Source organism: Aeromonas sp. FDAARGOS 1417 (genome assembly GCF_019046985.1).
GTDB classification, from domain to species: Bacteria; Pseudomonadota; Gammaproteobacteria; order Enterobacterales; family Aeromonadaceae; genus Aeromonas; species Aeromonas veronii.
On record NZ_CP077221.1, the window covers coordinates 3,858,840 to 3,883,479 of the forward strand.

Consider the following 24,640-nt stretch of genomic DNA (forward strand, 5'->3'; position numbering starts at 1 on the left):
TGTTCATCGTACTCAACGAGGTTTTCATGTTTGAATTGCATTCACGCCTGCAGGCAGATACCCGGTGGCTCGGGGATCTGCCCCTCTGCCGTGTCTTGCTGGCCAAAGACAGCCAGTATCCCTGGCTGATCCTGGTACCGCGAGTAGCCAACCTGCGGGAAATTCACCATCTGGCGCCGGAGCAGCAGCAACAGCTGATGCAGGAGTCCTGCGCCGTCGCCGCCCTGATGGAGCAGGCCCTCAGCCCGGACAAGATCAACATCGGAGCGCTGGGCAATCTGGTGCCGCAACTCCACCTTCACCATGTAGCCCGCTTTGCGACGGATCGCGCCTGGCCAGGCCCCATCTGGGGTGCTCATCCGGTCGTGCCTTATGAGCCACAAGTTTTGGCCCAGCAGGCCGATATATGGCGTGCCCGGCTCGCCAAGCTGAGCGGTTTCACCCCTGTGGCTGCTGATAACGGAGTCAACTGAGAGGCGTGTCGCTATTTCAGTCTCCGGGCCGCGCCATCTGTTAGAGTTATGGTATAGATAAGCCCATTTTCGATGTTCAGGAAGGTCCCATGATAGTGACAAGATCCGATGACGATGCCGTATTGACCACAGAGGATGTGCTGCTCAGCCTGTGCAACTCGGTGACGGACGTTTTGAGTGCCGCGACCATGAGTCAGGTGCGCTTTTCCGGCATGGTGCAGCGGATCAGCAAGACCTGCCTCAAGCCGGATATCGGCTGTTTCGTGCTGTTCGATGGCGGTTTTTCCGGTCTGGTGGTGATCAACTTCTCCGCCGCCGCCGCCATGGAGCTGTACGAGAGCTACATGCTGAGCATGGGGCTCTCCAAGGAGGATCTCGCCATCTCCCACACCTCTGACGAGGTGAGCAACGTGATGGGCGAGCTGATGAACCAGATCGTCGGTAGCTTCACCGTCAAGGTGGGCCGGGATCTGCAGACCCACATCACCCAGAACCAGCCGAAGATGCTGGCGCTAAACAAGCAGGTGATGCTGAGCGTCGATACCAATCTCGACAGCCCGGAGTCCCGCCGCGTCACCTTCTTCACCGCCCGCAACAACATCTTCTATCTGGAGCTGGCGATGGACAAAACCGAGTTCATCCGCATCCACAATGAGGGGATGGAGCACGAGGAGCTGGATCCCGATGCGCTGATTGCCCAGGCAAAGCAGGATGCCGCCAAGCCGGCTCAGGCTGCGGCCCCGGTCGCCAACGATCACGACGATCTACTCGACTCTCTGGGTATTTGAGGCAAATGCCGGATAGCAACAAGGCCACCTTCGGGTGGCCTTGTTGTATCGGTGCGCACAACCGTTGTTAGAAGTTGTAGAGCAGGCCGGTGTTGAACATCACGGATTCAGAATCGTAGAAGTTGATGTCGGAATCGGACTTGGCATAGCCAGCGGTAAAGGTTGCGGAGAGCGGCGCAATACCGAACAGGCGGTGCCAGAAGAAGGTACCGGTCAGGGCAAACTCGTCGGAGTCGGCGTTTTGGCCAAAGATCGGGTTGGCCTCATCATATTTGGTCTGGCCCAGATAGGCGTTGCTGACGAAAGACCACTGGGAAGCGCGCATGCCGTAGGTCAACTGGAGGCCGTTGCTCTTGTAGCTTTGGGCGCTGCCATCCAGATCCGCTTGGCGGTAGATAAAGGCTGGCTCCAGCATCTGACCGGGTGCCAGCTGCCATTTGTAGGAGAGGTCGAGGGCGTGGATCTTGCCGTTGCGATCCAGTTTGGCTGCTGTATCGGCGCCGTACTGGCTGCCGCTGCGCTCCTCATCCACCTCGATGTTGCGGGTGGTCAGGCTACCATTGAAGTTGCTACCCCAGATGCTGTCCCAGGCGAAGCGAACCCCTTTTGACTTGATATCGGTCGACTGACGGTCGACACCCACCGCGAAGGGATCGCTCCATTGCTCGGTCGGCATGGCATTAAAGACCACGGAGCCAGCTACGATGCCCTTGTCGCTCATCTCCTGACGGATACCGAGCTGCTGGGTGAAGTCGAAACGGATGGCATCCTGGATCAGGTTACCGAGGAAGACCTGGGTGCGGGTATCGGCAAAGGTGTAGCGGATATCGGCGTTGAGCAGCGGGGCAACGGCGGAGCTGCTCTCGGCACTGCCCAGTCCGCTCAGGCGGCGGTTTTCATCATCACCGCTATAAAAATTCGATTCGTAATTGATGACACTGACCCCGCCGAGCAGGAAACCGGACCAGCCAGACTCCTTGGGAATTTCACCCAAATCAGCATAAGCACTATTTGCGACCAGCAGGCCCAGGCCCAGCAAGGTGGTGTTGCGCATCGGATAACTCCTAAATTAAATGGTGGTGAATTTTTTCGGCCGGTGAGTATAAAGAAAAAACCTTAATGGCAACTGACTCAATATTGCCAATTATCCTAACCCACTCATTTCATTCGGCGAATCGTTAATTAATTGTGCGAGATTAAGAAGAGTTCACTCGGTTGTGCTGGTATTCTGTACCGCGAATATCGGGGGAAAACAATAAGATGAAACAGATTAAATCCTGGGCGCAATATTATGTCGATCTGATGACCAAGCTGGGACTGGTGCGCTTTAGCATGTTCCTGGCGGCGGGCATTATCGTGCTGGCGGTCGCCATCCAGATGGGGGTGACCCTGTTCCTGCGCGGCAACATCGATGTGATCGACTTCGTTCGCTCGGTCTTCTTTGGCCTGCTGGTGACTCCCTGGGCGGTCTATTTTCTCTCCATCGTGGTGGATCAGCTGGAGGATTCTCGTCAGCGACTGAGCCGTATGGTGCGCAAGCTGCAAGATATGCGTGAGCGGGATCTGGAGCTCAATACCCAGCTGCAGGAGAACATCAGCCGCCTCAACGCCCAGATTGCCGAGACCAACCGGGCCGAGAGCCTGCGTCTGCAGGCCATCGAGGATCTCGAGAACGAGGTGTTCCAGCGAGAGAAAGCCCAGCTTCATCTGGGGGAGCGCACCGCGCTGCTGCGCTCCTTTATCGACTGCTCCCCTGATCTGGTCTACTACCGCAACGAGGACGAGCAGTTTTCCGGTTGCAACCGCGCCATGGAGGAGCTGACCGGCAAGGTGGAGGCCGAGCTGATCGGTCTGACCCCGTTCGATGTCTACAAGCAGGAGATTGCCAACAAGGTGGTAGAGACCGACAAGCAGGTTTTTGCCAGCAACGAGCCGCTCACCTACGAGCAGTGGCTGGAGTATCCCGATGGCCGCAAGGCCTACTTCGAGTTGCGCAAGGTGCCCTTCTTCGACCGCTTCGGTAAGCGACTCGGCTTGCTCGGTTTTGGCCGCGACATCACCGAGCGCAAGCAGTATCAGGACAAGCTGGAGAAGGCGAGCCGCGACAAGACCACCTTTATCTCCACCATCAGCCACGAGTTGCGCACCCCGCTCAACGGCATCGTGGGCTTAAGCCGGATGCTGATGGATACCCCCCTCGATCCCAAGCAGCACCAGCAGCTCAAGACCATTCACCTGAGTGCGGTGACCCTTGGCAATATCTTCAACGACATCATCGACTTGGACAAACTGGATCGTCGTCGCCTCGAAATTGCACCAACCCGTATCGATCTGCCTGCCTTCCTCGACGAGCTGGAGACCCTGTCGCGCATTCAGGCGGAGCAGAAGGGGCTCTATCTCCATTTCGATCGGGATGGTGACATGCCGCAATTTGTGATGGCTGACGGCACCCGCCTGCGTCAGGTGCTGTGGAATCTGGTGGGCAACGCGGTCAAGTTTACCGATGAGGGGGGGGTCACCGTGCGCTGTCTCTCCCATCCCGCCGATGAGCCGGGCAAGCTGGCCCTGCACTTCGAGGTGGAGGATACCGGTATCGGTATCCCGCGCGCCCAGCAGGAGAAGATCTTCGCCATGTACTATCAGGTGCAGGGCAAGAAGCACGCCACCGGCACCGGCATTGGCCTCGCGGTCTCCCGTCAGCTGGTTCAGGCGATGGGCGGGCAGCTCTATGTGGATAGCGATCCGGGCGAAGGTTCCTGCTTCACCGCCGAGCTGGAAGTGGCTTGCGCCGAGCCTGTGTTGCCAGAGCAGGAGGAGGAGATGCCCTCCCTCGATATCCTGCTGGTGGAGGATGTGGAGCTCAACGTGACGGTGGCCTGCGCCCTGCTGGGCAAGTTGGGTCATCAGGTGCAGGTGGCACGGGACGGCACCCAGGCGTTGGCGATGGCCAACCCGGATGATTTCGACCTCATTTTGCTCGATATCCAGCTGCCGGACATGACCGGCTTCGATGTGGCGCAAACCCTGCTGGAGCGTTATGGCGACAGCCTGCCACCCATGGTGGCACTCACCGCCAACTCCACCGGTGATCGCCAGTACTACCGGGATCACGGCATGCAGGATGTGATTAACAAGCCGCTTGGCTCCAAAGCGGTGCGGGAGGTGATTGGCCACCTGTTTGCCGATCTGGCCGAGGATGAAGCGGACGAGCAGGCTGATGCGGGCAATCAGGATGCCCTGCTGGATATCCCTTTCCTCACCGATTACGCCGATACCGTGGGCAAGCCGGTGCTGCTCTCCAGCGTTGATCTGTTCGAGAAGATGATGCCGGACTACATGGCAGTGCTCGACTCCAACATGATTGCCAAGGATCAAGCGGGGGTGGTGGAAGAGGCACACAAGATAAAAGGGGCGGCAGGCTCCATCGGCCTGCGCCGTCTGCAGCAGACGGCCCAGCTGATCCAGAGCCCGGATCACCCCGCTTGGTGGGAAAACGTGGAAGACTGGATTGAGACGCTGCGCCGGGAATATCCGGGCGATATCGCCCGTCTGCGGCGCTGGTTGCTGTCTTGATGCTGGAGGTTGTCTTGAGTCTGATGGAAGTTGCTGGCAAGGAGCTGCGAGATGTATAGCCGTTTGATTACCCCTGCGCGCATCCACCCCTGGGGGGACGAGGATCTGCTGGAGGCGACCGAGCAGGATCGCGCCCGTATCGTGCAGGCCGCACCGGTGCGCCGGTTGCAGCAGAAGACCCAGGTTTTTCCGCTCGATGTGAAGGCCTCGGTGCGCAGCCGTCTCACTCACTCGCTTGAAGTACAGGAGACCGGTCGCCAGATCAGCCGTTGTATTCTGGCCGCCTTGCCTGCCGGGATGGTCTGTGAAGGGGCTTTTATCAATCTGGTGGAGATGTCCTGCCTGCTTCATGACGTGGGCAACGCGCCGTTCGGCCACTTTGGCGAGCAGGTGATGAGCCAGTGGCTCGGCGAGATGCTCGATCCCCTCTATCAGCAGGCGCTGGCGCAGCCACCTTCGGCCCAGTGGGCTGAATTGCGTCAGGATCTGCAACTGTTTGATGGCAACGCCCAGAGTCTGCGGCTGGTGCACAGCTTGCACGAGCTCAACCTGACACTCGGACAACTGGCGGCGCTCTGCAAATACCCGCAGCAGCCGCAACCTGGGGTGAGCTATGGCCAGCATCATGGCTGGAGCAGCAAGCGGGGCATCTTCTTCAGTGAGCAGCCGCTCTACCGCGCCCTCGGTCAGAGCCTGGGATTGGCCCCGGGCTGCCGTCATCCGTTGGTCTACATCATGGAGGCGGCCGATGACATCTCCTACTGCATCGCCGATCTGGAAGATGCGGTAGATCGGCGGATCCTGACTAAGAGTGAACTGCTGGCGGCACTGCGGGCCGCTGACCAGAGTGACTACATGGGCACCTTGCTGGATGAGGCGCTGGCTTCTGGTCGGGGCTTTTTCCCCCATTTTCGCCAGCAACTGACCCGGGATCTGGTGGCGCTGGCGGCGCAGAGCTATGTCAGCGAACATCAGGCCATTTTGCAGGGCTCCTATCCGCAAGCGCTGCTGCACGGTCAGGCGCCGGCGGCGCGGGTGCTCGATATCCTAAAGCGGGTGGCCCGCGAGCTGGTCTTTATGCGCCCCGAAGTAGAGGCCCTCGAGCTGGAGGGGTATGCGGCGCTGCGCGGGGTGCTGACCAGTTATGCCTGCCTGTTGGCGCTGCCAGCGCCACAGTTTGCCCGTCTGCTGGCCGGGGAGGGGAGTCAGGCGCTTTTCTTTGCGCGCCGCCTCTATCACCGCCTCTCGGCCCGCCATCTCAAGGCCTATCGATTGGCGATCGCCACCCCGGATCCGCGTTTTGCCTGCCAGAACGAGCAGGAGTGGTATTACCGGGTGCGGTTGCTGCTCGATTATGTCAGCGGCATGACGGATACCTACGTGCTGGAGGAGTACCGGCTACTCTCGGGGATCTGATGCCCCAAGCTCCCCTTCGGACAGCATAAAATACCGTAAAAACGTTTAAAAAGGAGTCGCAAGAGGCTTGTTTTAAATTCGGATATTTTTTAGACTTCTGCAACCTGTTCAACTTTTATCCGGTAAGGAGACGAATATGCAACATCTGATGCTCAATATTGCATTCTCTCGCGGCACTGCGTGCGGCGTGAAATCTCGTGCTCTTTTACCGCGTGGCGTAAACAGGTAACCCCTGTCTTTTTATCACCCGCGGTTCGTCCCGCAGGGTGATATCCACTTTCTCCGGGAGAACCGCATGTTCAACTGGAGAATTTCATGTCTATCGAACTGGTTTTACTGCGCAGTGTTGAATCCCTGGTCCAGAGAAGGATTGCCTGGGTCGAGCGTCGTCTCGTGCAGGTCAATCTGTCACCCGCCCTGCTCAGGGATATCGGGCTGGAAGGATATCAGGGTCAAATCGCCCTCGTTCGCGAGCGGGAGTATCAAACCGGCTTCCGCCTCGGGAATCGAATAACCTGATCGCGAGGGGGAGAATAAGATCCCCCTCGCTAGTGAAATGGCAGGCTGCATGCCTGCCATTTTTCCATCTTACGGTTGATTCCAGGTTCACATGTTGGTGACTCAGTATTATTCTCTCTGCCCTCTTTGTAACAGCTGTGATTGTTTTCTCGCCTTGCGTCGTCATGATCTGCAAGATTAGAGGTGGCAGCCGTATCTGTTTTACTTATCAGGACAAGACCTTATGCCACTCTTTCGTCAGCTTTTTCTTCCCATTTTGCTGTTGCTTTCGGGCATGTTGGCTGTTGCGGCCCCCCAACCGCAAGATGAGAGCACAAGCAACGAAATCTCCGCACACAAGGAGCTGCTGATCGGGGTTCCCCGTGGCGGCTATCTCCCTTTCATCTATCAACTCCCCAACCAGCGTTATGTCGGTCCGCTCAAGGAGCTGGCCTCGCGCATTGCAGCAGAAATGGGCGTGTCATTGCGTTATATCCCCTACAACTCCTACGTGGATGCCCAGATTGCTCTCCAAGGCGGCCAGATCGATGCATTAATCGGGGTCGAACGTAATGCTCTTGAATTGAAGGGGATAAACCCTATTGGCAGTATCGGTTCTTATGCTCGCTCCATTTTAATGCATACCCCGGATCAGCGATTGACCCTGGAGCAGGCGCGCAAGTTACGCTGGGTCTGTATTCGCGGGTTTGGCAGTTGCACTGAGTTGGATCGTTTGGGGATCTCTGATGTAACTGAGCTTGAGAGCCGTGACGAGGCGACCTATATGGTCAAGCTGGGCGCTGTCGATGCATATCTTGATTTGGAACCCATTGTTTCCCTCAAGATGGAGAGAATGCCTGCATCAATGGGGGTTGTCGCTCCTGGGTGGCTTTCTGGCAGCACGCTGACGATGGCGACCAGCTCCCGCCAGCCAGAGCTGAGCGAGAAGCTTTGGCTGGCATATCAACGGATACCCGTTGCAGACTCACGATTACGGTTGCATCAGAAAAATGAACGCGCCAACGCAGGTCTGTTGCTGGAACCAGATGAGGCTAGTTGGCTGAAGCAGAGAAACAAGGTCATCAAGTTCGCCGTTGCCCCCGGATTTGCCGGCATCAGCGAAATCGATGACGAAGGTGAATTGCATGGCTATACGGCAGACCTGATGAAGTTACTGAGTCTGCGCTCCGGGATCCGCTTTGAGCTGGCGTCGACAAATACTTGGCAAGAGTCACTTAAACTGCTGAAAGAGCATAAAGTGGACCTTATTCCCTTGATGACACCGCTCAAGGATCGTCAGTCCTTTGCCTCTTTTACCTCCTCCTATCTGAAGTTCGACAGCTATGTCGTAGCCAGACACGGTGCTCGCCCGCTGAAGTCGTTGGTCGAGCTGAAAGGGCGTCTGATTGGTGGTGTAACGGGCTCTTATGAAGCCTCTCTCATTCACTCGCTGGGCGCCAATATTATCGAAGTAGGCAAAGATGCCGATTTACTGACCTTGCTCGACACAGGGCGAGCTGAATATGTGCTGTTGACCATGACCAATCTGGGACAGCAGGCAATGAAGGGTTTCAATGAGAAGTATAAGGTGGTGCTGAGCTCCCCCGAATTTTCCGTACCTATCAGTATGGCCGTCGATAATGCTCAGCCCGAGTTGCTCCGCATCATGGACAAGTTGCTGCTGACCATCACGGATGAGGAGTGGCAACTGCTGGAACGACGCTGGCTCAATGTGTCGGTCAATATCGAGTCTGATTACACCCTGATTTACAAATGGTTGGCCATAGGGGGGGGCGCCTTGCTCGTCAGCGGTTTGCTGGTGATGTTCTGGGCTCGCAGTTTGCGTCGCCAGATTGCGCAGCGGAAAATCGCAGAGGACAAGCTGAATGAACAGTTGCTGTTTGTGCAGACCTTGCTCAACTCACTGCCAACCATGGTGGCGCTACGTGATAGCGAGCAGCGGATCACCTTGTGCAATCAGGCCTATCGCGATGCTTTTCTCGGTGCTGGCAGTAGCAGTGAGGAGCTCCAAAACATGCCCGAGACACTCAGAAACAGTGTGTTGGAAGAAGAGCGCCGGGTGTGGCAGACCGGACAGGATCTGGAGGGGGCAGGGAGCAACCTGCGAGCTGATGGTACGCCCTGCCATGTTATCTATGCCAAACGTCCTTATCGCGATCCCGATGGCAATATGCTGGGGGTGTTGACAGTACTGACCGATGTCAGCCGGATCAAAGAGGCGGAGGAGCGCGCCCGTCAGGCTGAAAATCGCCTTACCCAGATTACCGACAGCATGCCTGGGGTGGTCTATCAGTATTTGTGGCAAGGACCCGGCAAGGGGCGGTTTTTGTATGCTTCTCAGGGGGCCAGCGAGATCCTCGGGGCTTCCCGGCAGGATCTGTTCAATGCCGAATCGGGTGGTGAGGTGTTCGGCTTTACCGAAGAGGCGCTCCAGGATTTTGTCAGCAAGGTGGCCAATCATGCCGAGACTCTGGCGCCCCTCGATCTGGAGGTCAAGGTGGAGCAACCTGATGGAGATCGCTATCTGCAAGTGCGTGGCAACTTTGTCAGACAGGAGCAGCAGGCACTGATCCTTAACGGGGTGATTCAGGACATCACTGCCCTCAAGCAACAGGAATATGAGCTGCGCGAAGCTCGCGCCTATGCCGAGCAGGCGATGCAGGCTCGCAGCCGCTTTTTGGCAACCATGAGCCATGAACTACGAACACCCATTTCAGGCATGCATGGCATGCTCGAATTGCTGCAAATGAGCGAGCTCAACGACGACCAGCGTTTTATGGTGCGCAATGTGGTCACCTCGACCAATAACCTGCTCTATCTGGTCAATGACATCCTCGATTTTTCCAAGATAGAAGCGGGTCAGTTGCAGTTGAATTACCAGAGCTGCCGGTTGCAAACGGTGATCTGCGATGCCATTCGTGGCCACGCGGCACTGGCTCATAACAAGGGGCTCAACGTGGTGCTGGAGTGGGAGCATCATGTGCCGGATTGGGCCGACATCGATGGGGTGCGTATCGGTCAGGTCATCTCCAACCTGCTCAATAATGCGGTGAAGTTTACCGAACAAGGGGGGATTACTATCCAGGTCAGCTACCTGAGCGAGCAACTGACCATCAGTGTCAGTGACACCGGTATCGGGATCGCCGAAGAGAAGCAGGCGCTGCTGTTCACGCCTTTTGAGCAGGTGGAGTCAGATATCAACCGTCGTTTTGGTGGCACCGGCTTGGGGTTGGCAATCTGTGAGCAGCTGGTATGCAAAATGGGGGGGGCACTGACACTGACCAGCAAGGCAGGGGAGGGCTCCAGCTTCCGCTTTACCGTGCCGCTAACCAATCCGCAGTGGGATCCCCCTGCTCTGGCTGATACAGAATGGTGGTTTTTCAGCGATGACACCAACCTTGAAGCGGCCATGGTACGGCAGGGGGCCAAGCTCAGGTACTTGGGGGCCAGTGAGCTCAGTCGCTCACTGGAAGGGTTGCTGTTGGCCGATCAACGGTGGCTTGAGCAAGCGCTGGGAGGGGAATGGCAAAGCTGGCTGCAACACTCTGCGCTGAAGGGGATCATAGCGTCACCCGATGAGGCGTTACGGGGGCGGATTGGTGAACAGAAATGGTGGCGCCTGGGTCTATCTCCTCTCTATCCGGATCTTCTGCTGGAGAGTTGCCACGAATTGCTACAGGAGCGGGTCACACCAATCCTCCCTGCGCTTGCAGAGAAGCTGGGTGGCAAAGTATTGGTGGCCGATGATCATCCGGTCAATCGTGCCTTGCTGGCACGGCAGTTGGCCATTCTTGGTATCGAGGCTCAGGTCGTGGAAGATGGCGAGAAGGCTCTGCGGGCCTGGCAGGGACAGCAATTCTCTATGCTGCTGACTGATTGCCATATGCCGGTGATGGATGGTTATGCCCTGACCAAGGCGCTGCGGGCTGCGGGAGTGACGGCCCCCATCATAGGGGTAACGGCAGATACGTCGGAAGAGGCGAGTGCTCGTATGGTAGAGGCAGGCATGAGTGACATGTTACTGAAGCCCTACCCGCTGGATGTCTTGCGCCAGATGCTGGCCCATTGGCTGGCAGAGAGGACGCCAACCAGAAGCGCGGTTGCGCCCGTTGATGGGGCTACAGGCATGCAGGCTGAGCGCTGGTTGGCGCTATTTGGTGACGAGCTGACCGCGCGAGCCATGGCGGTGGAGTATCTCGATTCCAACCGGCAGGATGGCGAGGCCATGATGGCAGCGCTGATTTGTCATGATGCCAGCGCTTTGGTTGAGACCGCCCACCGGATCAAGGGGGCTGCCCGAATGGTCGGGTTGGAGGGGCTTGCCAGCCAAGCTGCCATGCTGGAATCGGCTGCGCGATTGAAGCGGCTCGACGAGCTCGACGATCTGGTCAGCACAGTGCAGAGGTTGATGACGGCGATTGCCTACGACATTGGATTATGGCTCGATGAAAAAAGCACAACATGAGTTGGTCATCATGGTCGTGGAAGACCATGGATTTCAGCGCAAGGCGCTGCTGCACCAGATCCGCAGCCTGGGTTACCAGAATCTGCTGGAAGCGGTTGATGGTATCGAGGCGTTGGCGCTTAGCCAGCAACACAACGTCGATATCCTGTTTTGCGATCTGCGAATGCCCGGAATGGATGGCATGGCGCTGTTGCGCCGCCTGTCGCTGGGTGGTTTTCAGGGCGGCATTATCCTCTCCAGCGCGCTTGAGGGGGATGTGGTGGAAGCCGTATTGCGTATGAGTACCGCTTATGGCTTGCAGGTGCTTGGTCGCATAGAGAAACCCTCAACGCCGCAGCAGCTCCAGCGGCTTATCCAGGCTTGGTCCCCCCAGCAGGAACCCGTCAGGGAGGAAGAGGGGCACAGAATAGGACTCGATGAGTTGCGTCGGGCGATCGAGCAAGATCAACTGCTGCCCTGGTATCAGCCTAAGGTGAGTTTTGCATCCGGCGAGTGGGTCGGGATGGAGGCGTTGGCCCGCTGGCAACACCCCGAGTTTGGCCTGATCCCTCCCGGGCGTTTTATTTCGCTGGCGGAGCACAACGGGCTTATCGATCCGTTGACCGAGGTGATCATCAGCAAATCTCTGAGTGATGGCCATTTATGGGAGGAAACCGGGTTGTCACTCAATCTGTCGATGAACCTCTCCACCACCTCACTCATTGAAGGGGAGCTTTGCAACTTATTGATTGATCAGTGCAAGCGCTGGAGTATCAATCCTGAGCTCATCACCCTCGAGGTGACCGAGAGCGCATTCGTGCAGGATCTGGGCAAGTCTCTGGAGGTGCTGACCCGGCTAAGGATGCATGGTTTTGGCCTCTCCATCGATGATTTTGGTACCGGCTACTCCTCGATGCAGCAGCTGGCACTGTTGCCGTTCACCGAACTCAAGCTGGATCGCTCTTTCGTCGATCGCTGCCATGCCGATCCGTCACGTTTGGCTATCATCGAGTCCAGTATCGAGTTGGCCCGCAAGCTGGGGCTGAAGTCGGTGGCGGAAGGGGTAGAGGATGAGGCGACCTGGCGAGTGCTGGCCCAACTCGGTTGCGACCTCTGTCAGGGATTTTTCTCTGCCCGCCCGATGCCGCGCAGTGAATTGGCTAATTGGCACCGGACTTGGCAAGATAGATTGCCTACACTGATATCTATCTGATTCTGTTGGCTGGATCCCTCCGTTTGAACAAGGATGTTCATGAAAATCTCAAGCAAGTTGCTGCTCAGCTTCGGTTTTATCAACCTGCTGATCCTGCTCTCCTCCACGCTGGTCTATTACCGGCTGACCCAGATCAATCAGGCCCAACACACCCTGCTGGAGCAGGCGCTGCCCGCTTTGCAGCGGGATGAAACGAGCCAGAAGGCGCTGGTGGCCACCGTTTCTGCCTTGCGTGGCTATCTGATCCTCGGCAAGGATCCGGCTCAGGCTTCCCGCCTCAAGCAGGAGTGGGAGTCGGCCTGGCAGGCCATTGCCCATCAGGCCTTCAGTCCGGCGCTCGCCAAGTCTCTCGAGACCTTCAAAAGCCATCAGGAGAAGGTGTGGACCATCGCCCAGAGCGAAGAGAATCTGCCCGCTCACACCCTGATGTTGCAAGAGGCGGGGCCGTTGGCGGAGGCGGCGCTCGATCAGTTGCAATCCTTTGCCAATGAAGAAGTTGGCACTCCGCAGGATCAACTATCCGGCGATCGCCGCATGCTGCTCAAACAGGTGGGGGATGCCTACAACAGCCTCGCCAACGCCCTCTCAGCCCTGCGGGATTTTCTCATCTCAGGCGACCCCGAATACCGCAGCAAGTATCAGGATTACTACCAGTTTCATCAGCAGCGTGTGGCTGAGGTTAAGCAGCAAGCCGCGCTCTTTACCGACACCCAGCAGAGCCTCTGGCAGCTGTTTGAAGAGATGGCGACCCCTTTCTCCGAGCTGGTGGGGCAGGTGATCGAGAAACGCCAGGCGCCGGATTGGGATCAGGCAAACTACCTGATGGCCACCGACATCGAGCCGATGCAGTCCAGCCTCAGCGAGCAGCTGGTCCAGCAGGTGGGGAAAACCCGTGCCGAGGTGGATCAGATTTCGGCGCAGATGACCGGAGCCGGGAGGGCCATCAACCAGACTCTGCTGTTGGCTACCGGCAGCGCCATCGTGCTTGGCATGGTGGTCGCCTGGTTCTTTAGTCGCCGTCTGACCCGTGACATTGCCTGTCTGGTGAACCGGGCGGGGCAGGTTGCGGATGGCCGGCTGGCGGCTGAGCCCTTGCCAATCACAGGGCAGGATGAGTTGGGAGAGTTGACCGGTTCCATCAACCGGATGTCTGCCCAGTTACATCATCTGGTCGGGGAGTTGCAGGGAGCAGTGGGGCAGGTCGAGGTGGCCTGTCTCGATGTGGGCAGCACTACCAGAGCCATCGTGGCGGATCTGACGGAGCAGGATCAGCGGGTCGATGCGGTGGCGGCGGCTATCGATCAGATGTCAGTGAGTGCTCGTGATGTGGCTGGCAACATTGCCGGTGTGGCGGATGGAGCCCATCAGGTGCGGCAGCAGACCCGTCAGGGAGAGGCCGCGCTGGCACGAATGAGCGATACCATGCAGCAGATTGCCATCATGATTGGGCAGGCCAACGAGGCCATGGGGCTGTTGGAGCATCAGAGTGAACAGGTGGGGCAGATCACCGAGGTGATCGCCACCATTGCGGAGCAGACCAATCTGCTGGCACTCAATGCGGCGATAGAAGCGGCGCGGGCAGGCGAGCAGGGGTGCGGTTTTGCGGTGGTAGCCGATGAGGTACGCCAGCTGGCGACCCGCACCCATCAATCAACCGCCGAGATCAGCCAGACTATTGCGGCCATCTCCCAGCAGACTCGCCAGACGGTAAGTACCGTCAGCAGCGGAACCCGGTTGGTAGAGCAAGGGCGGGATGCAGTTGGATTGGTGACCGATACCCTGAGTGCCATGAACCAGCTGGTGCAGTCGCTGTCGGGCCAGCTGGAGGCCATTTCGGTGGCAACCGAGCAGCAGTCGCGGGTGGCCGCCGAGGTATCCGGGACGGTCGATGACATTGCTGCGCTCAGTCGGCAATCCTGTCAGCGCAGTCAGCAGGGGGAGGAGATCGTAGCCAGACTGGCTGGTGATACCGGCAAGCTGAAGGCGGTCATCGCCCGCTTTGATCTTGATGCGTGAGATGGCGGGATTATCCCGCCATTGCTATTGCCATTCACCGGGCCGTCTGGCCCGTGGGTTTAGTCCAGACGTCTGAAGGTGTGGTTGTCGAAGCTGCTGGTGGTCTCCCGGTTGAGCAGGCTGACCAGCAAAATCGCCCGTTTCTCTCCATCCGGCTCCATATAGATGGCTTCGAAGCCGGCAAGCGGCCCCTCTTCAATCAGCACCTTGTCGCCCGAGCAGGGCAGGCTGGCGTAGCTGGCTCTCGCCTCATCGCTGTCATCGCGACTCATCAGCTGATAGACCAGCTTGCAGCTGATGGGGGTCCATTCACTGCCAAAGTGGATGATCCGGCTGATGCCGCGGGTCGATTTCAGGGTGACCGGTGTCACCTCTTCCAAATCAACGAAGATAAACAGATAGTTGGGGAACATGGGTTCCCGTACCGGAACTCGCTTGCCCCGGCGCAGCTTCTCGATCTCCACCATGGGGTAATAGGATTCGATACCCTGGGCATCGAGGTGGGCGCGGGCGCGGGCCTCTTCTTTTGGCTTGCAGTAGGCCAGATACCATTTTTTCATGTTATGAGTATGTTCGTGTTGCCGTGCTCGCGGATATGATAGCGGCGCCAATAAAAAAGGCCACGCATTGCGTGGCCTTTTTTGCCAAGTGAGCAATTACCAACCTTTTACCAAGCCGCCTTTGAACAGCTCCAACCCTTTCTTGTAGACATCATCGGTCTGGAAAGCTTGTACGAACTGTTTGACCTTCTCGTCATCCTTGTTGTTGTCACGGGCGACGATCAGGTTGACGTAGGGGGACTCTTTGTCTTCAACAAACAGGCCGTTCTCGGTCGGGGTCAGACCAATCTGACCGGCGAAGGTGTTGTTGATGATGGCCAAGTCCACGTCTTCCAGCGAGCGCGGCAGTTGGGCTGCTTCCAGTTCCACAATCTTGAAGTTACGCGGGTTGCTGGCGATATCCAGTACGGTCGCTTCCAGACCGGCACCATCCTTCAGGGTGATCAGACCCTGTTTGGCCAGCAGGATCAGGGAGCGGCCCAGGTTGGTCGGATCGTTCGGTACCGCGATCTGGGCGCCATCTTGCAGCTCGCTCAGCGCCTTGATCTTCTTGGAGTAACCGGCGATCGGGTAGACGAAGGTGTTGCCAACCGGCACCAGCTTGAAGCCGCGATCACGCACCTGCGCATCCAGATAGGGTTTGTGCTGGAAGGCGTTGACGTCGATGCTGCCATCGTTCAGCGCCACGTTCGGGGTGACATAGTCGGAGAAGTTGACCACCTCGACTGTCAGACCGTATTTCTCTTTGGCGACCTTGGCAGCCACTTCAACCAGTTCGGTCTCGGGGCCGGCAATAGCGCCCACTTTCAGAACCTTGCTCTCTTCTTTTTGACCGCAACCGGCCAGAACCAGACCAGCCAGCAGGGCAGCCGCAACGGATTTGATGCCAAATTTCATAAAACCTCCTGTCAGAAATCGACGATTAACGATGATCACATTTGTTGACCAGGCGCTCACCCGCGCTCTGGATAAGTTGAACCAGTACTACCAGGATAACCACGGTCACCAGCATGACGGTCGGGTCAAAGCGCTGATAACCATAACGAATACCCACATCCCCCAGACCGCCGCCACCGATGGCCCCGGCCATGGCCGAGTAGTTCACCAGAGTGACGAGGGTAATGGTGACGCTGTTGAGGATGCCGGGCAGGGCCTCGGGCAGCAGCACCTTGGTGATGATTTGCAACGGCTTGGCGCCCATTGCCTTGGCCGCTTCCAGCAGGCCGTCCGGCACTTCCATCAGGGCCCCTTCCACCAGACGGGCGATGAAGGGGATGCAACCGACAGTCAGCGGCACGATGGCAGCGATGGTGCCGATACTGGTGCCGACAATCAGCCGGGTTAGCGGAATGATGGCGACCAGCAGGATGATAAAGGGCACCGAGCGACCCACGTTGACCACCATACCCAGAGTACGGTTGAGCAAGGGGTTGGCCAGGATCTGGCCCGCCTTGGTCACATGCAGTGCCACGCCGAGCGGCAGACCCAGCAGGCAGCCGAACAGGGCGGAGGCAAACACCATGATCAGGGTGTCGCCCAGGGCCGTGATGAGCAGATTAATCATGGCTTCGGACATAACCCATTACCTCCAGCTGAATGTGGTTGTCGATAAGGAACTGCTGGGTGGCCTCGCATTGGGCTTCATCCCCGAACAGCTCGGCCAGCAGGAAACCGAATTTGACGCCACCGGCGTATTCGATGTCTGCGCTCAGAATGCTGATGTCGATATTGAAACGGCGGCTCGCCTCGGAGATCAGCGGCGTATCGACCGTGCTGCCGGTAAAGCCAAGCTTCACCAGCGGGTAGCTGCCCGGCACCCGCTCGCTGCTCATCCGATCCTGATACTCCTGCGGTACCTCCAGATGGATGGTGGAGTGGATGAAGTCACGGGCCAGCTGGGTCTTGGCGTTGCTGAAGAACCAGGCCACTTCGCCCTGTTCGATCAGACGGCCGTCGCTGATGATGGCCACTTCGTCACAGATCCCTTTCACCACATCCATCTCGTGGGTGATGAGCAGGATGGTGAGCCCCAGCTTGACGTTGATCTCCTTGAGCAGGGTCAGGATCGAGCGGGTGGTCTGCGGGTCGAGAGCAGAGGTGGCCTCGTCACACAGCAGTACCTTGGGGGCCGGTGCCAGTGCGCGGGCAATGGCGACGCGCTGTTTCTGACCGCCGGAAAGCTCGGACGGATAGGCATGGGCACGGGCTTCCAGCCCGACCAGCGCCAGCAGCTCGGCAACCCGTTGCTGGATCTTCTCTTTGCTCCAGCCTGCCAGCTCCAGCGGAAAGGCGATGTTGGCAAACACGGTACGGGAGGCAAGCAGGTTGAAGTGCTGGAAAATCATCCCGATCTGGCGGCGAGCCTGGGTCAGATCCCGTTCGCTCAGGGCGACCAGATCCTGGCCATCAACGATGACTTGACCCTCTGTCGGGCGCTCCAGCAGGTTGACACAACGAATGAGGGTACTCTTGCCGGCACCGGAGGCACCGATCACCCCGAAAATTTTGCCTTGGGGTACATGCAGACTCACATCACGCAGGGCGTGCACGGCGTCACTGCCTGTACCGTAGACTTTGTTGAGACCGATCAACTTAATCATGGATTCTTCCGTGCTAACAGCCTTAAAGCACAGGGCGCTACAGGCGGGGAAATTGGGCAGAGGTTCCACTGGGTTACTCTGTCATCATGGAGGATGATGCTAAGATGTCTGGATGGCCATGTCAACGCATGTTTTTACGTCTAGACGTCTAAAAAAGTGATAAGGATTTCTGTCAGGCGGATAACGATCAGGATGGTATTGTTGCTCTTCCAGATCCTGTTTCGTCCCTGCGGCATATAACCGAATTAAAGATGGTTTATACCGGGTAAATGCTGGTTTTATTAGTGTGTCAGCCCGTTTCTGTTCACATCTGCTGTCGAGCTTAATGCTCCTACATCGTTACACAAATTGCTGCACAAATCGTTCCCTATTCGCGACCGGATCACCTGACGGCCACTTTGTCGGCGTCAACCTTGATGCAGCGCAAGAGGGGCACGGATAGGGATTGGGTCGGTGGCGCCGGTTTTTTATACTGATGATGTCGACAAGCATGGAGGGCTGTGCGATGAGATTCCAACAGATCAAAGAGTTGCTGCACTATCTTGAGCAGGTTCATCACCAGCTCGGGCTCTGTTACGGGCGTTTGACCAGTCAGGTGGACAACGAACGGAGCCGGATGTTGCTGGTCTATCTGCAAGGGCGTGAGGATGCGGCCAGTGCCCATCTGCACGAATATGCCGCTCAGCTGGGAGAGGCGGTCAGGGAGACCTGGCTGCACCAGAGTTTCAGCGAGGACATGCTGCCTGCCATTACCCGCTTCGAGCTGCCGGCATCAGTCCAGACCCAGGATATCGTCACTCAGGTATGCCGCTGGGAAGAGCAGCTGGTGGGCGAGCTGAGCCATCTGGCACGGGAGTGCCCGACACCGGCCACCACCGCTTTGCTCGAGAATCTGGCCGGGCTGGAGCAGACCCGCCTGACTCGGCTGGTGCACGGGGTGCATCGATTCGACGACATGTAACGGGTGATAAGCTCCAAACACGCAAGATGGCCGCAAAACAAAAGGGCCCGGCAGCAGTGCCGAGCCCTTTCCATTGGTATCTGCTGACTTGCAGTGAGCGTCGGTTAGCCCTGCTGCTCGGCCGCGTAGAGGGCGGCCCCGATAATGCCCGCCTGATTGAGGCTGGCCGCCGGAATAAGCGGCGCCCGGGTCTCGATGCGATCGACAAACTTATCCAGCTTGGCTGCGCTGCCGCCCCCCAGAATGAAGAGGTCGGGGGAGAAGAGAAACTCGAGGCGCGCCAGATACTTGTTGAAACGCTTGCCCCAGCGGTTCCAGGAGAGATCTTCCCGTTTGCGCGCCGCATCGGAGCAGTAGTGCTCGGCGACCATTCCTTCCAGCATCAGATGGCCCAGCTCGGTGTTGGGCAGCAGATGGCCGTTGACGAAGATGGCGGTGCCGATGCCGGTGCCGACCGTGATGAGGATGATGACCCCCTTGCGATCCTTGCCGGCGCCAAAGCGCATCTCGGCCAGACCGGCGGCATCGGCATCATTCAGCACATAGCAGGGCTTGCCGGTGACATCGGCAAACAGATGCTCGGCATCGGTTTCGATCCAGCTCTTGTCGATGTTGGCGGCACTCTTGGCAACCCCGTTGTGGATGGTGGCGGGAAAGCCGCAGCCCACCGGCCCTTTCCAGTCGAAGTGTTCGACCAGCGCCTTGAGGGTATGGGCGATGGCGGCCGGGGTGGCCGGTTGCGGTGTGGCAATGCGATGGCGCTCGCCAATCAATTCGCCGGTTTTGGTATCGACCAGACAGCCCTTGATCCCTGAGCCTCCAATATCCACTCCCAACATATGCATCTGTGTTGTCCTTGTTGTGTGCCGAGCAGTTTGCAGTGACCACGCTGTTATGGGCACTGCAGGTCGGCAGAGCATGAAAAAAGTGCTGCAATCCGGCAAGGGGCAGATCACTTATGCGTGATCCGACAGACCTTTTTCGATGCAGCGGATCAGCAAACGGGTCTTCTTGTTCTCTTCATCCTGACGCCGGGCAAGGGTGGCCAGCGCCCATTCGATATGTTCGGCCACCATGGGCTCGGCGGTGGTCAGCCCCAGTTGCAGGGCCGCGATCACCTCGGGGGTCGCTGGGCCATTGCCAAGGGCGACTGCCAGATTGCGGCGCCAGCGCTGGTAACCGATGCGGCGGATCGGGCTCCCTTCGGTTTGCTTGAGAAAGTCGCTCTCGCTCCAGCACCACAGCGCCAGCAGGGGCGGGCGGTGCAGGCTTGGGCGGGGGCTAAAATCGGGTTCCGGGCTGGCATCGGCGTAGCGATTCCAGGGGCAGATAAGCTGGCAGTCGTCGCAGCCGTAGATGCGGTTGCCCATCAGGGGCCTGAGCTCCTCGGGGATGGTGCCGTCATTCTCGATGGTGAGATAAGAGATGCAGCGGCGGCCATCCACCACATAGGGGGCGACAATGGCGCCGGTCGGGCAGATGTTGATGCAGGCGACGCACTTGCCGCACTGCTCCTTCTCCACTGGCTGGTCGAGCGGCAGCGGCAGGTTGAGCAACAGCTCGCCGAGAAAGAAGAAAGAGCCGGCCGACTCGTTGAGCAGCAGTGAGTGTTTGCCAACCCAGCCGAGGCCCGCCTTGGCTGCCAGTGGCCGCTCGAGGATGGGGGCGGAGTCGACGAAGGGGCGCCACTCACCCAAGGCCTCTTCAGTGCCTTGAAACAGCTCGGCGCAGCGCGCTTCGATGCGATCACCCAGCTGTTTGAGACGGTTGCGCAGCACCTTGTGGTAGTCGCGACCGAGAGCATAACGGCTGATATAGCCCAGAGTCGGATCGCGCAGGGTGGCAGCAAAGCCTGCCTCGAACGGCAGGTAGTTCATCCGCACCGACAACACCCGCACCGTGCCCGGCAGCAGCTCGTGGGGGCGCGCGCGCATCATGCCGTGGCGCGCCATGTAATCCATGCTGCCGTGATAGCCCGCATCCAGCCAGGCCTGCAATCTCGGCTCTTCGATACGCAGGTCGGTGTCGGTGATGCCCGCCTGGTCAAATCCTAGCTCCCGTGCCCAGAGCTTGATATCGTGGGCCAGCTGGTGGAAGTCAGGTGCGCTCATGCGGCTTGGCCTGGCCGGCGTTTGCTGGCGTGGGTCGATTGATAAGAGGCGGGAGCCGTCATGGTAGAGATCATCAGGGGCGCGTTGGGCACAAAAGAGGGGGGCAGTTTACCACAGGGGCTGTGGCAGACTGAACAGATCCGCACACTGGAGCGCAACTGGGCCGCGCGTGAGGGGCAACCTCTCTATGCCCTGATGGAGCGAGCCGGTGCCGCGCTGCGTACTTATGCCACCCTGCATTGGCCCGACAGTCGCTGCTGGTGGATTTTCGTCGGCCCCGGTAATAACGGCGGTGATGGCTATGTGCTGGCCCGCCTTGCCCGCCAGATTAGCATCGAGGTGGTGGTGATTGCCGCCAGGGCACCCGACCAGCTGAAGGGGGATGCCAGACGGGCCGCCGATGAGTGGCTGGCGGCCGGAGGCCGGGTCTGGCTGGCCGAGCAGTTTGATAAGGACCAGCACTCCCCCCCGGAGCTGGTGGTCGATGCCCTGCTTGGCACCGGCGTCAACACGCCCCTCTCGCCACTACTGACAAAGATCGTCGCAACAATCAATGGCTTGGCTGTGCCCGTGCTGGCGGTGGATCTCCCCTCCGGCCTCAACGGCGATACCGGCCGTGCCATGGGGGCCGTGGTGCAGGCCACTCGCACCCTCACCATTATCGGTATCAAGCAGGGGATGCTCACCGGCGACGGGGTGGATTGTGTCGGCCAGCTCGACTGTGATCCCCTTGGTGTGACGCCTGATGACACTATGCTGCCCGCTGCCTGGCGTATCGATTATCCGCAGCTCAGCACGCAGCTGACCCCGCGCCCGCGCGCTTCCCACAAGGGCTCTTATGGCAAGGTACTGCTGGTGGGGGGCAATCGCGGCATGCAGGGGGCCATTGTGCTGGCTGCCCGCGCCTGCCTGCGGGCGGGGGCCGGGCTGGTGAGGGTGTGTCAGCATCCGGAACATCCGCCGGTCAGCCTCTACCAACCCGAGCTGATGAGCCTCACCAGCGCTGATGACGAGGGGTGGGCGTCGGTGCGGGTCATCGGCCCCGGACTCGGTCAGGATGAGTGGGGAAGCGCGCAAATCGCTCGTAATCTCACCGATCGGCTGCCACTGGTTTTGGACGCCGATGGATTGAATTGGCTGGCGCAATCTCCCCGCCATCAGGATAATTGGGTGCTCACGCCCCATCCCGGCGAAGCGGCGCGACTGCTGGGATGCTCCATTGCCGACATTGAAACCGACCGGTTTGCCGCCGTGCAGGCGCTGCAGCGGCGCTATGGCGGTGTGGTGTTGTTAAAAGGGGCGGGGACACTTATTTATGACGGCGAGCGGGTCGCTCTCTGTTGTGAAGGCAATCCCGGCATGGCAAGTGGCGGCATGGGCGATCTGTTATCTGGTATAATCGCCGCCCTTTTGGCCCAGGGCTGGTCTGCCACCATGGCAAGCTGGCTGGGCGCCGTGATCCACGGCGAGGCTGCAGATCAGGCCGCCGCTGACGGCGAGCGGGGCATGCTGGCGTCAGACTTGCTGCCGCTGATCCGCAAACTGGTTAATCCCGACACCATTACAAGTTAAAAAGAAGAACATGGCAAAACAGTTGATGATGACACTGCCGGACGAGGCAGCAACCGTGGCACTGGGTGGCCGTCTGGCACAGGCCTGCCAGCAGGCGACCACAGTGTTTTTGCATGGCACACTTGGCGCCGGTAAAACCACCCTGACCCGCGGCTGGGTGCAGGGCCTTGGCCATCAGGGCAAGGTAAAAAGCCCGACTTACACCCTGGTCGAACCCTATGAGCTCGATGGTTGGCAGGTCTACCATTTTGATCTCTATCGCCTGGCTGATCCGGAAGAGCTGGAATTCATGGGCATTCGGGACTATTTTGCCGCCAACACACTCTGTCTGGTGGAGTGGTCCGAGAAGGGCGAGGGCTGGTTACCGGCTCCCGACCTGGAAATTACCCTCACTTATGTAGGCGAGCAGCGCGAGGTTCTGATAGAGGCTCGCACTGCTATTGGCGAAGCCATTCTGGAACGGTTGTCATCTACGTGCGCTTGATCCTTGTTATTGCTCTCTCTTTGATGGCGTTACCCTCTTGGGCGAATCAGCTCAAGAGCGTACGAATCTGGCCATCACCGGATAATACCCGGGTGGTGCTCGATATGAGCAGCGCCCCCAATTACAACTACTTCACCCTCACCGGTCCGGATCGGCTGGTGATCGATCTGAAAGGGGCGAGCAACGCCGCCAATCTGGCGCGGATCGAGAACAACAGCGAACTGGTGCGCAAGATCCGCCAGAGCACACCGCTGGAGAAGGGCGGTCTGCGACTGGTGATGGATCTCAGCTCCGCCATCAAGCCGGTGGTCTTTCCGCTGGCGCCAGCCGGGCCCTATGGCCACCGTCTGGTCATCGACCTGCCTTATGAAGAGAAGCGCTCGGCGGCTGCGGTGCAGTCCACGCCTGTCGGTGGCAAGGGCAAGGGGGTGGTGATTGCCATCGACCCGGGCCACGGTGGGGAAGACCCGGGTTCCATCGGCCCGCGCCGTACCTACGAGAAGCGGGTCACGCTGGCGGTCTCCCAGAAGCTGGCTGCACTGATCGACCGCGAGCCGGGGATGCGCGCCGTGCTGACCCGTCGTGGCGACTATTTCGTCGACCTCAACAAGCGTTCCGAGATTGCCCGCAAGGCCAAGGCGGATCTGCTGGTCTCTATCCATGCAGACAGTTTTCATAACTCGACTCCGCGCGGTGCCTCGGTCTGGGTCTTGTCGACCAACCGTGCCAACCGCGAGATGGGTAGCTGGCTGGAGAAGCAGGAGAAGCAGGGCGAGCTGCTGGGTGGTGTCGGCAAGGTGTTGGCGGAATCCGATCCCAACCCTTATCTGGCGCAGACCTTCCTCGACCTCTCCATGGACAAGTCCCGTGCCGAGGGTTATGACGTCAGCCGCCAGATCCTGCGCTCCATGGGCAAGGTGGCCCGACTGCACAAGAAGGCGCCGGAGCACGCCAGCCTGGCAGTGCTGAAAGCGCCGGATATTCCCTCCGTGCTGGTGGAGACCGGATTTATCTCCAACCATGCGGAAGAGAAGCTGCTGGCTACTGCCAGCTATCAGGACCAGCTGGCCCGCGCCATCTTCGAGGGGATCCGCAACTACTACCGCGCCCACCCGACCAAGGGGGCCATGCTGACCGGCAAAGGGCAGGTGAGCCAACCTGCCGCTACTCGCCCTGCACCGGTAGCCCGGCAGCCGGTGAGCCAGCCCAGGCAGACACAGTCGCAGCCGGTGGTGACCAACAAGATGCCCGCCACTGCCCGCGACGGCGGTGCTGGGAGCGGCTCCGGAGTCGGGGTGATCAAGCCTTACTCGGCGGCAGCGCAAGAGAGCGGTGCGCCGGTCAGCAGTGTGGGCGACTATGACAAATCGCGGATGCTCCGCCATGTGGTCAAACGGGGCGAGAGCCTCTCTCGACTTGCCGAGAAGCATGGGGTGAGTCAGTCCACTCTGGTGGAGATCAACCAACTGCGCAGCCGGGATATTCAGATTGGTCAGACCATCTATATCCCCCAGCAGGGGCAGAGCCGCAGTGCCGCCCCTGTTCGCAGTGACAACAAGTCGCAGATGATCCGCCATGTGGTCAAGCGGGGGGAGAGTCTCTCCCGCCTTGCCGAGAAACATGGGGTGAGTCAGGCACAGTTGGTAGAGATCAACAAGCTCAAGTCGCGGAATATTCAGGTAGGGCAGGTGCTCTACATTCCGCAAAACTGACGCGCGGGAGCGGGCGATGCCGCTCCCGCTGTTAGCGAATACCATCAGCAAGATTGAAATTCAGGAGTAAATGATGCCGATCCGTATTTTGCCCCCTATCCTTGCCAACCAGATTCCGGTTGGTGGAGAGGTGGTGGAGCGGTCCTCCTGGAGCCTTAAGAGACTGACCATCCGCAAGATAGAAATTCAGGAGTAAAT

Annotated in this window: 20 protein-coding genes; 13 read left to right on the forward strand and 7 right to left on the reverse strand. The window is 58.8% G+C overall.

The genetic code is table 11. The features are described 5' to 3' along the window. Positions 1 to 26 precede the first annotated feature (26 nt). The gene (locus I6L47_RS17865; protein ID WP_005358267.1) at positions 27 to 473 is read left to right on the forward strand and encodes an HIT domain-containing protein; all 447 of its coding nucleotides are present in this window, start codon (positions 27 to 29) and stop codon (positions 471 to 473) included. An 89-nt stretch (positions 474 to 562) separates the two neighbouring features. After that, positions 563 to 1,261: a DUF3334 family protein gene (locus I6L47_RS17870; protein ID WP_005339098.1), complete on the forward strand. Its 699-nt coding sequence runs from the start codon at positions 563 to 565 to the stop codon at positions 1,259 to 1,261. 67 nt (positions 1,262 to 1,328) lie between these two features. On the opposite strand, the gene I6L47_RS17875 is transcribed toward I6L47_RS17870, so the two are convergent. Continuing rightward, positions 1,329 to 2,315: a DUF2860 family protein gene (locus I6L47_RS17875; RefSeq protein ID WP_019446216.1), complete on the reverse strand. Its 987-nt coding sequence runs from the start codon at positions 2,313 to 2,315 to the stop codon at positions 1,329 to 1,331. Between the two features lie 206 nt (positions 2,316 to 2,521). Between I6L47_RS17875 and arcB the strand changes: the two genes are divergently transcribed. The 6 genes from arcB to I6L47_RS17905 all read left to right on the forward strand — a co-directional run bounded on the left by arcB (position 2,522) and on the right by I6L47_RS17905 (position 14,442). Continuing rightward, entirely contained in the window at positions 2,522 to 4,834 is a 2,313-nt protein-coding gene (arcB, locus tag I6L47_RS17880; RefSeq protein WP_216948000.1) for an aerobic respiration two-component sensor histidine kinase ArcB, read from the forward strand. 51 nt (positions 4,835 to 4,885) lie between these two features. Continuing rightward, positions 4,886 to 6,250 carry a dGTPase gene (gene dgt, locus I6L47_RS17885; RefSeq protein WP_216948001.1) on the forward strand — a complete coding sequence of 455 codons (1,365 nt, stop codon included), beginning with the start codon at positions 4,886 to 4,888 and terminating at the stop codon, positions 6,248 to 6,250. A gap of 315 nt (positions 6,251 to 6,565) precedes the next feature. Next, on the forward strand, positions 6,566 to 6,769 hold the full coding sequence (locus tag I6L47_RS17890; protein ID WP_167565963.1) for a hypothetical protein: 204 nt from the start codon (positions 6,566 to 6,568) through the stop codon (positions 6,767 to 6,769). A 223-nt stretch (positions 6,770 to 6,992) separates the two neighbouring features. Beyond that, complete coding sequence (locus I6L47_RS17895) at positions 6,993 to 11,234, forward strand: transporter substrate-binding domain-containing protein (RefSeq protein ID WP_216948002.1); 4,242 nt, start codon at positions 6,993 to 6,995, stop codon at positions 11,232 to 11,234. Beyond that, positions 11,215 to 12,426, forward strand: coding sequence for an EAL domain-containing protein (locus tag I6L47_RS17900; RefSeq protein ID WP_216948003.1), 1,212 nt, complete (start codon positions 11,215 to 11,217; stop codon positions 12,424 to 12,426). Before I6L47_RS17895 ends, I6L47_RS17900 begins: the two co-directional genes overlap by 20 nt. A gap of 39 nt (positions 12,427 to 12,465) precedes the next feature. After that, positions 12,466 to 14,442, forward strand: coding sequence for a methyl-accepting chemotaxis protein (locus tag I6L47_RS17905; protein ID WP_216948004.1), 1,977 nt, complete (start codon positions 12,466 to 12,468; stop codon positions 14,440 to 14,442). Between the two features lie 59 nt (positions 14,443 to 14,501). Here I6L47_RS17905 and rfaH read toward each other — a convergent pair whose 3' ends face one another. The 4 genes from rfaH to metN all read right to left on the reverse strand — a co-directional run bounded on the left by rfaH (position 14,502) and on the right by metN (position 17,602). Further along, complete coding sequence (gene rfaH, locus I6L47_RS17910; RefSeq protein ID WP_216948005.1) at positions 14,502 to 15,002, reverse strand: transcription/translation regulatory transformer protein RfaH; 501 nt, start codon at positions 15,000 to 15,002, stop codon at positions 14,502 to 14,504. Between the two features lie 96 nt (positions 15,003 to 15,098). Next, entirely contained in the window at positions 15,099 to 15,899 is an 801-nt protein-coding gene (metQ, locus tag I6L47_RS17915) for a methionine ABC transporter substrate-binding lipoprotein MetQ (RefSeq protein WP_005339072.1), read from the reverse strand. Positions 15,900 to 15,924: 25 nt separating this feature from the next. After that, a complete protein-coding gene (locus I6L47_RS17920; protein WP_005339070.1) occupies positions 15,925 to 16,578 on the reverse strand; it encodes a methionine ABC transporter permease in 654 nt (217 codons plus the stop codon). Continuing rightward, the gene (gene metN, locus I6L47_RS17925; protein ID WP_042080560.1) at positions 16,559 to 17,602 is read right to left on the reverse strand and encodes a methionine ABC transporter ATP-binding protein MetN; all 1,044 of its coding nucleotides are present in this window, start codon (positions 17,600 to 17,602) and stop codon (positions 16,559 to 16,561) included. The genes I6L47_RS17920 and metN overlap by 20 nt, the downstream gene beginning before the upstream one ends. Before the next feature lie 505 nt (positions 17,603 to 18,107). Between metN and I6L47_RS17930 the strand changes: the two genes are divergently transcribed. Beyond that, positions 18,108 to 18,563, forward strand: coding sequence for a hypothetical protein (locus I6L47_RS17930; RefSeq protein WP_216948006.1), 456 nt, complete (start codon positions 18,108 to 18,110; stop codon positions 18,561 to 18,563). Between the two features lie 104 nt (positions 18,564 to 18,667). On the opposite strand, the gene ppgK is transcribed toward I6L47_RS17930, so the two are convergent. Both ppgK and queG read right to left on the reverse strand, forming a co-directional pair. Next, the gene (ppgK, locus tag I6L47_RS17935) at positions 18,668 to 19,408 is read right to left on the reverse strand and encodes a polyphosphate--glucose phosphotransferase (RefSeq protein ID WP_005339062.1); all 741 of its coding nucleotides are present in this window, start codon (positions 19,406 to 19,408) and stop codon (positions 18,668 to 18,670) included. A 111-nt stretch (positions 19,409 to 19,519) separates the two neighbouring features. Continuing rightward, entirely contained in the window at positions 19,520 to 20,674 is a 1,155-nt protein-coding gene (gene queG, locus I6L47_RS17940; protein ID WP_216948007.1) for a tRNA epoxyqueuosine(34) reductase QueG, read from the reverse strand. 60 nt (positions 20,675 to 20,734) lie between these two features. Between queG and I6L47_RS17945 the strand changes: the two genes are divergently transcribed. The 4 genes from I6L47_RS17945 to I6L47_RS22630 all read left to right on the forward strand — a co-directional run bounded on the left by I6L47_RS17945 (position 20,735) and on the right by I6L47_RS22630 (position 24,638). After that, positions 20,735 to 22,246 (forward strand): NAD(P)H-hydrate dehydratase, encoded by a 1,512-nt coding sequence (locus I6L47_RS17945; RefSeq protein ID WP_216948008.1) that lies wholly within the window; start codon positions 20,735 to 20,737, stop codon positions 22,244 to 22,246. A gap of 10 nt (positions 22,247 to 22,256) precedes the next feature. Continuing rightward, entirely contained in the window at positions 22,257 to 22,730 is a 474-nt protein-coding gene (gene tsaE, locus I6L47_RS17950) for a tRNA (adenosine(37)-N6)-threonylcarbamoyltransferase complex ATPase subunit type 1 TsaE (RefSeq protein ID WP_005339056.1), read from the forward strand. 23 nt (positions 22,731 to 22,753) lie between these two features. After that, entirely contained in the window at positions 22,754 to 24,442 is a 1,689-nt protein-coding gene (locus I6L47_RS17955; RefSeq protein WP_254204766.1) for an N-acetylmuramoyl-L-alanine amidase, read from the forward strand. A gap of 70 nt (positions 24,443 to 24,512) precedes the next feature. Then, complete coding sequence (locus I6L47_RS22630) at positions 24,513 to 24,638, forward strand: hypothetical protein (protein WP_265177540.1); 126 nt, start codon at positions 24,513 to 24,515, stop codon at positions 24,636 to 24,638. Positions 24,639 to 24,640: the final 2 nt, after the last annotated feature.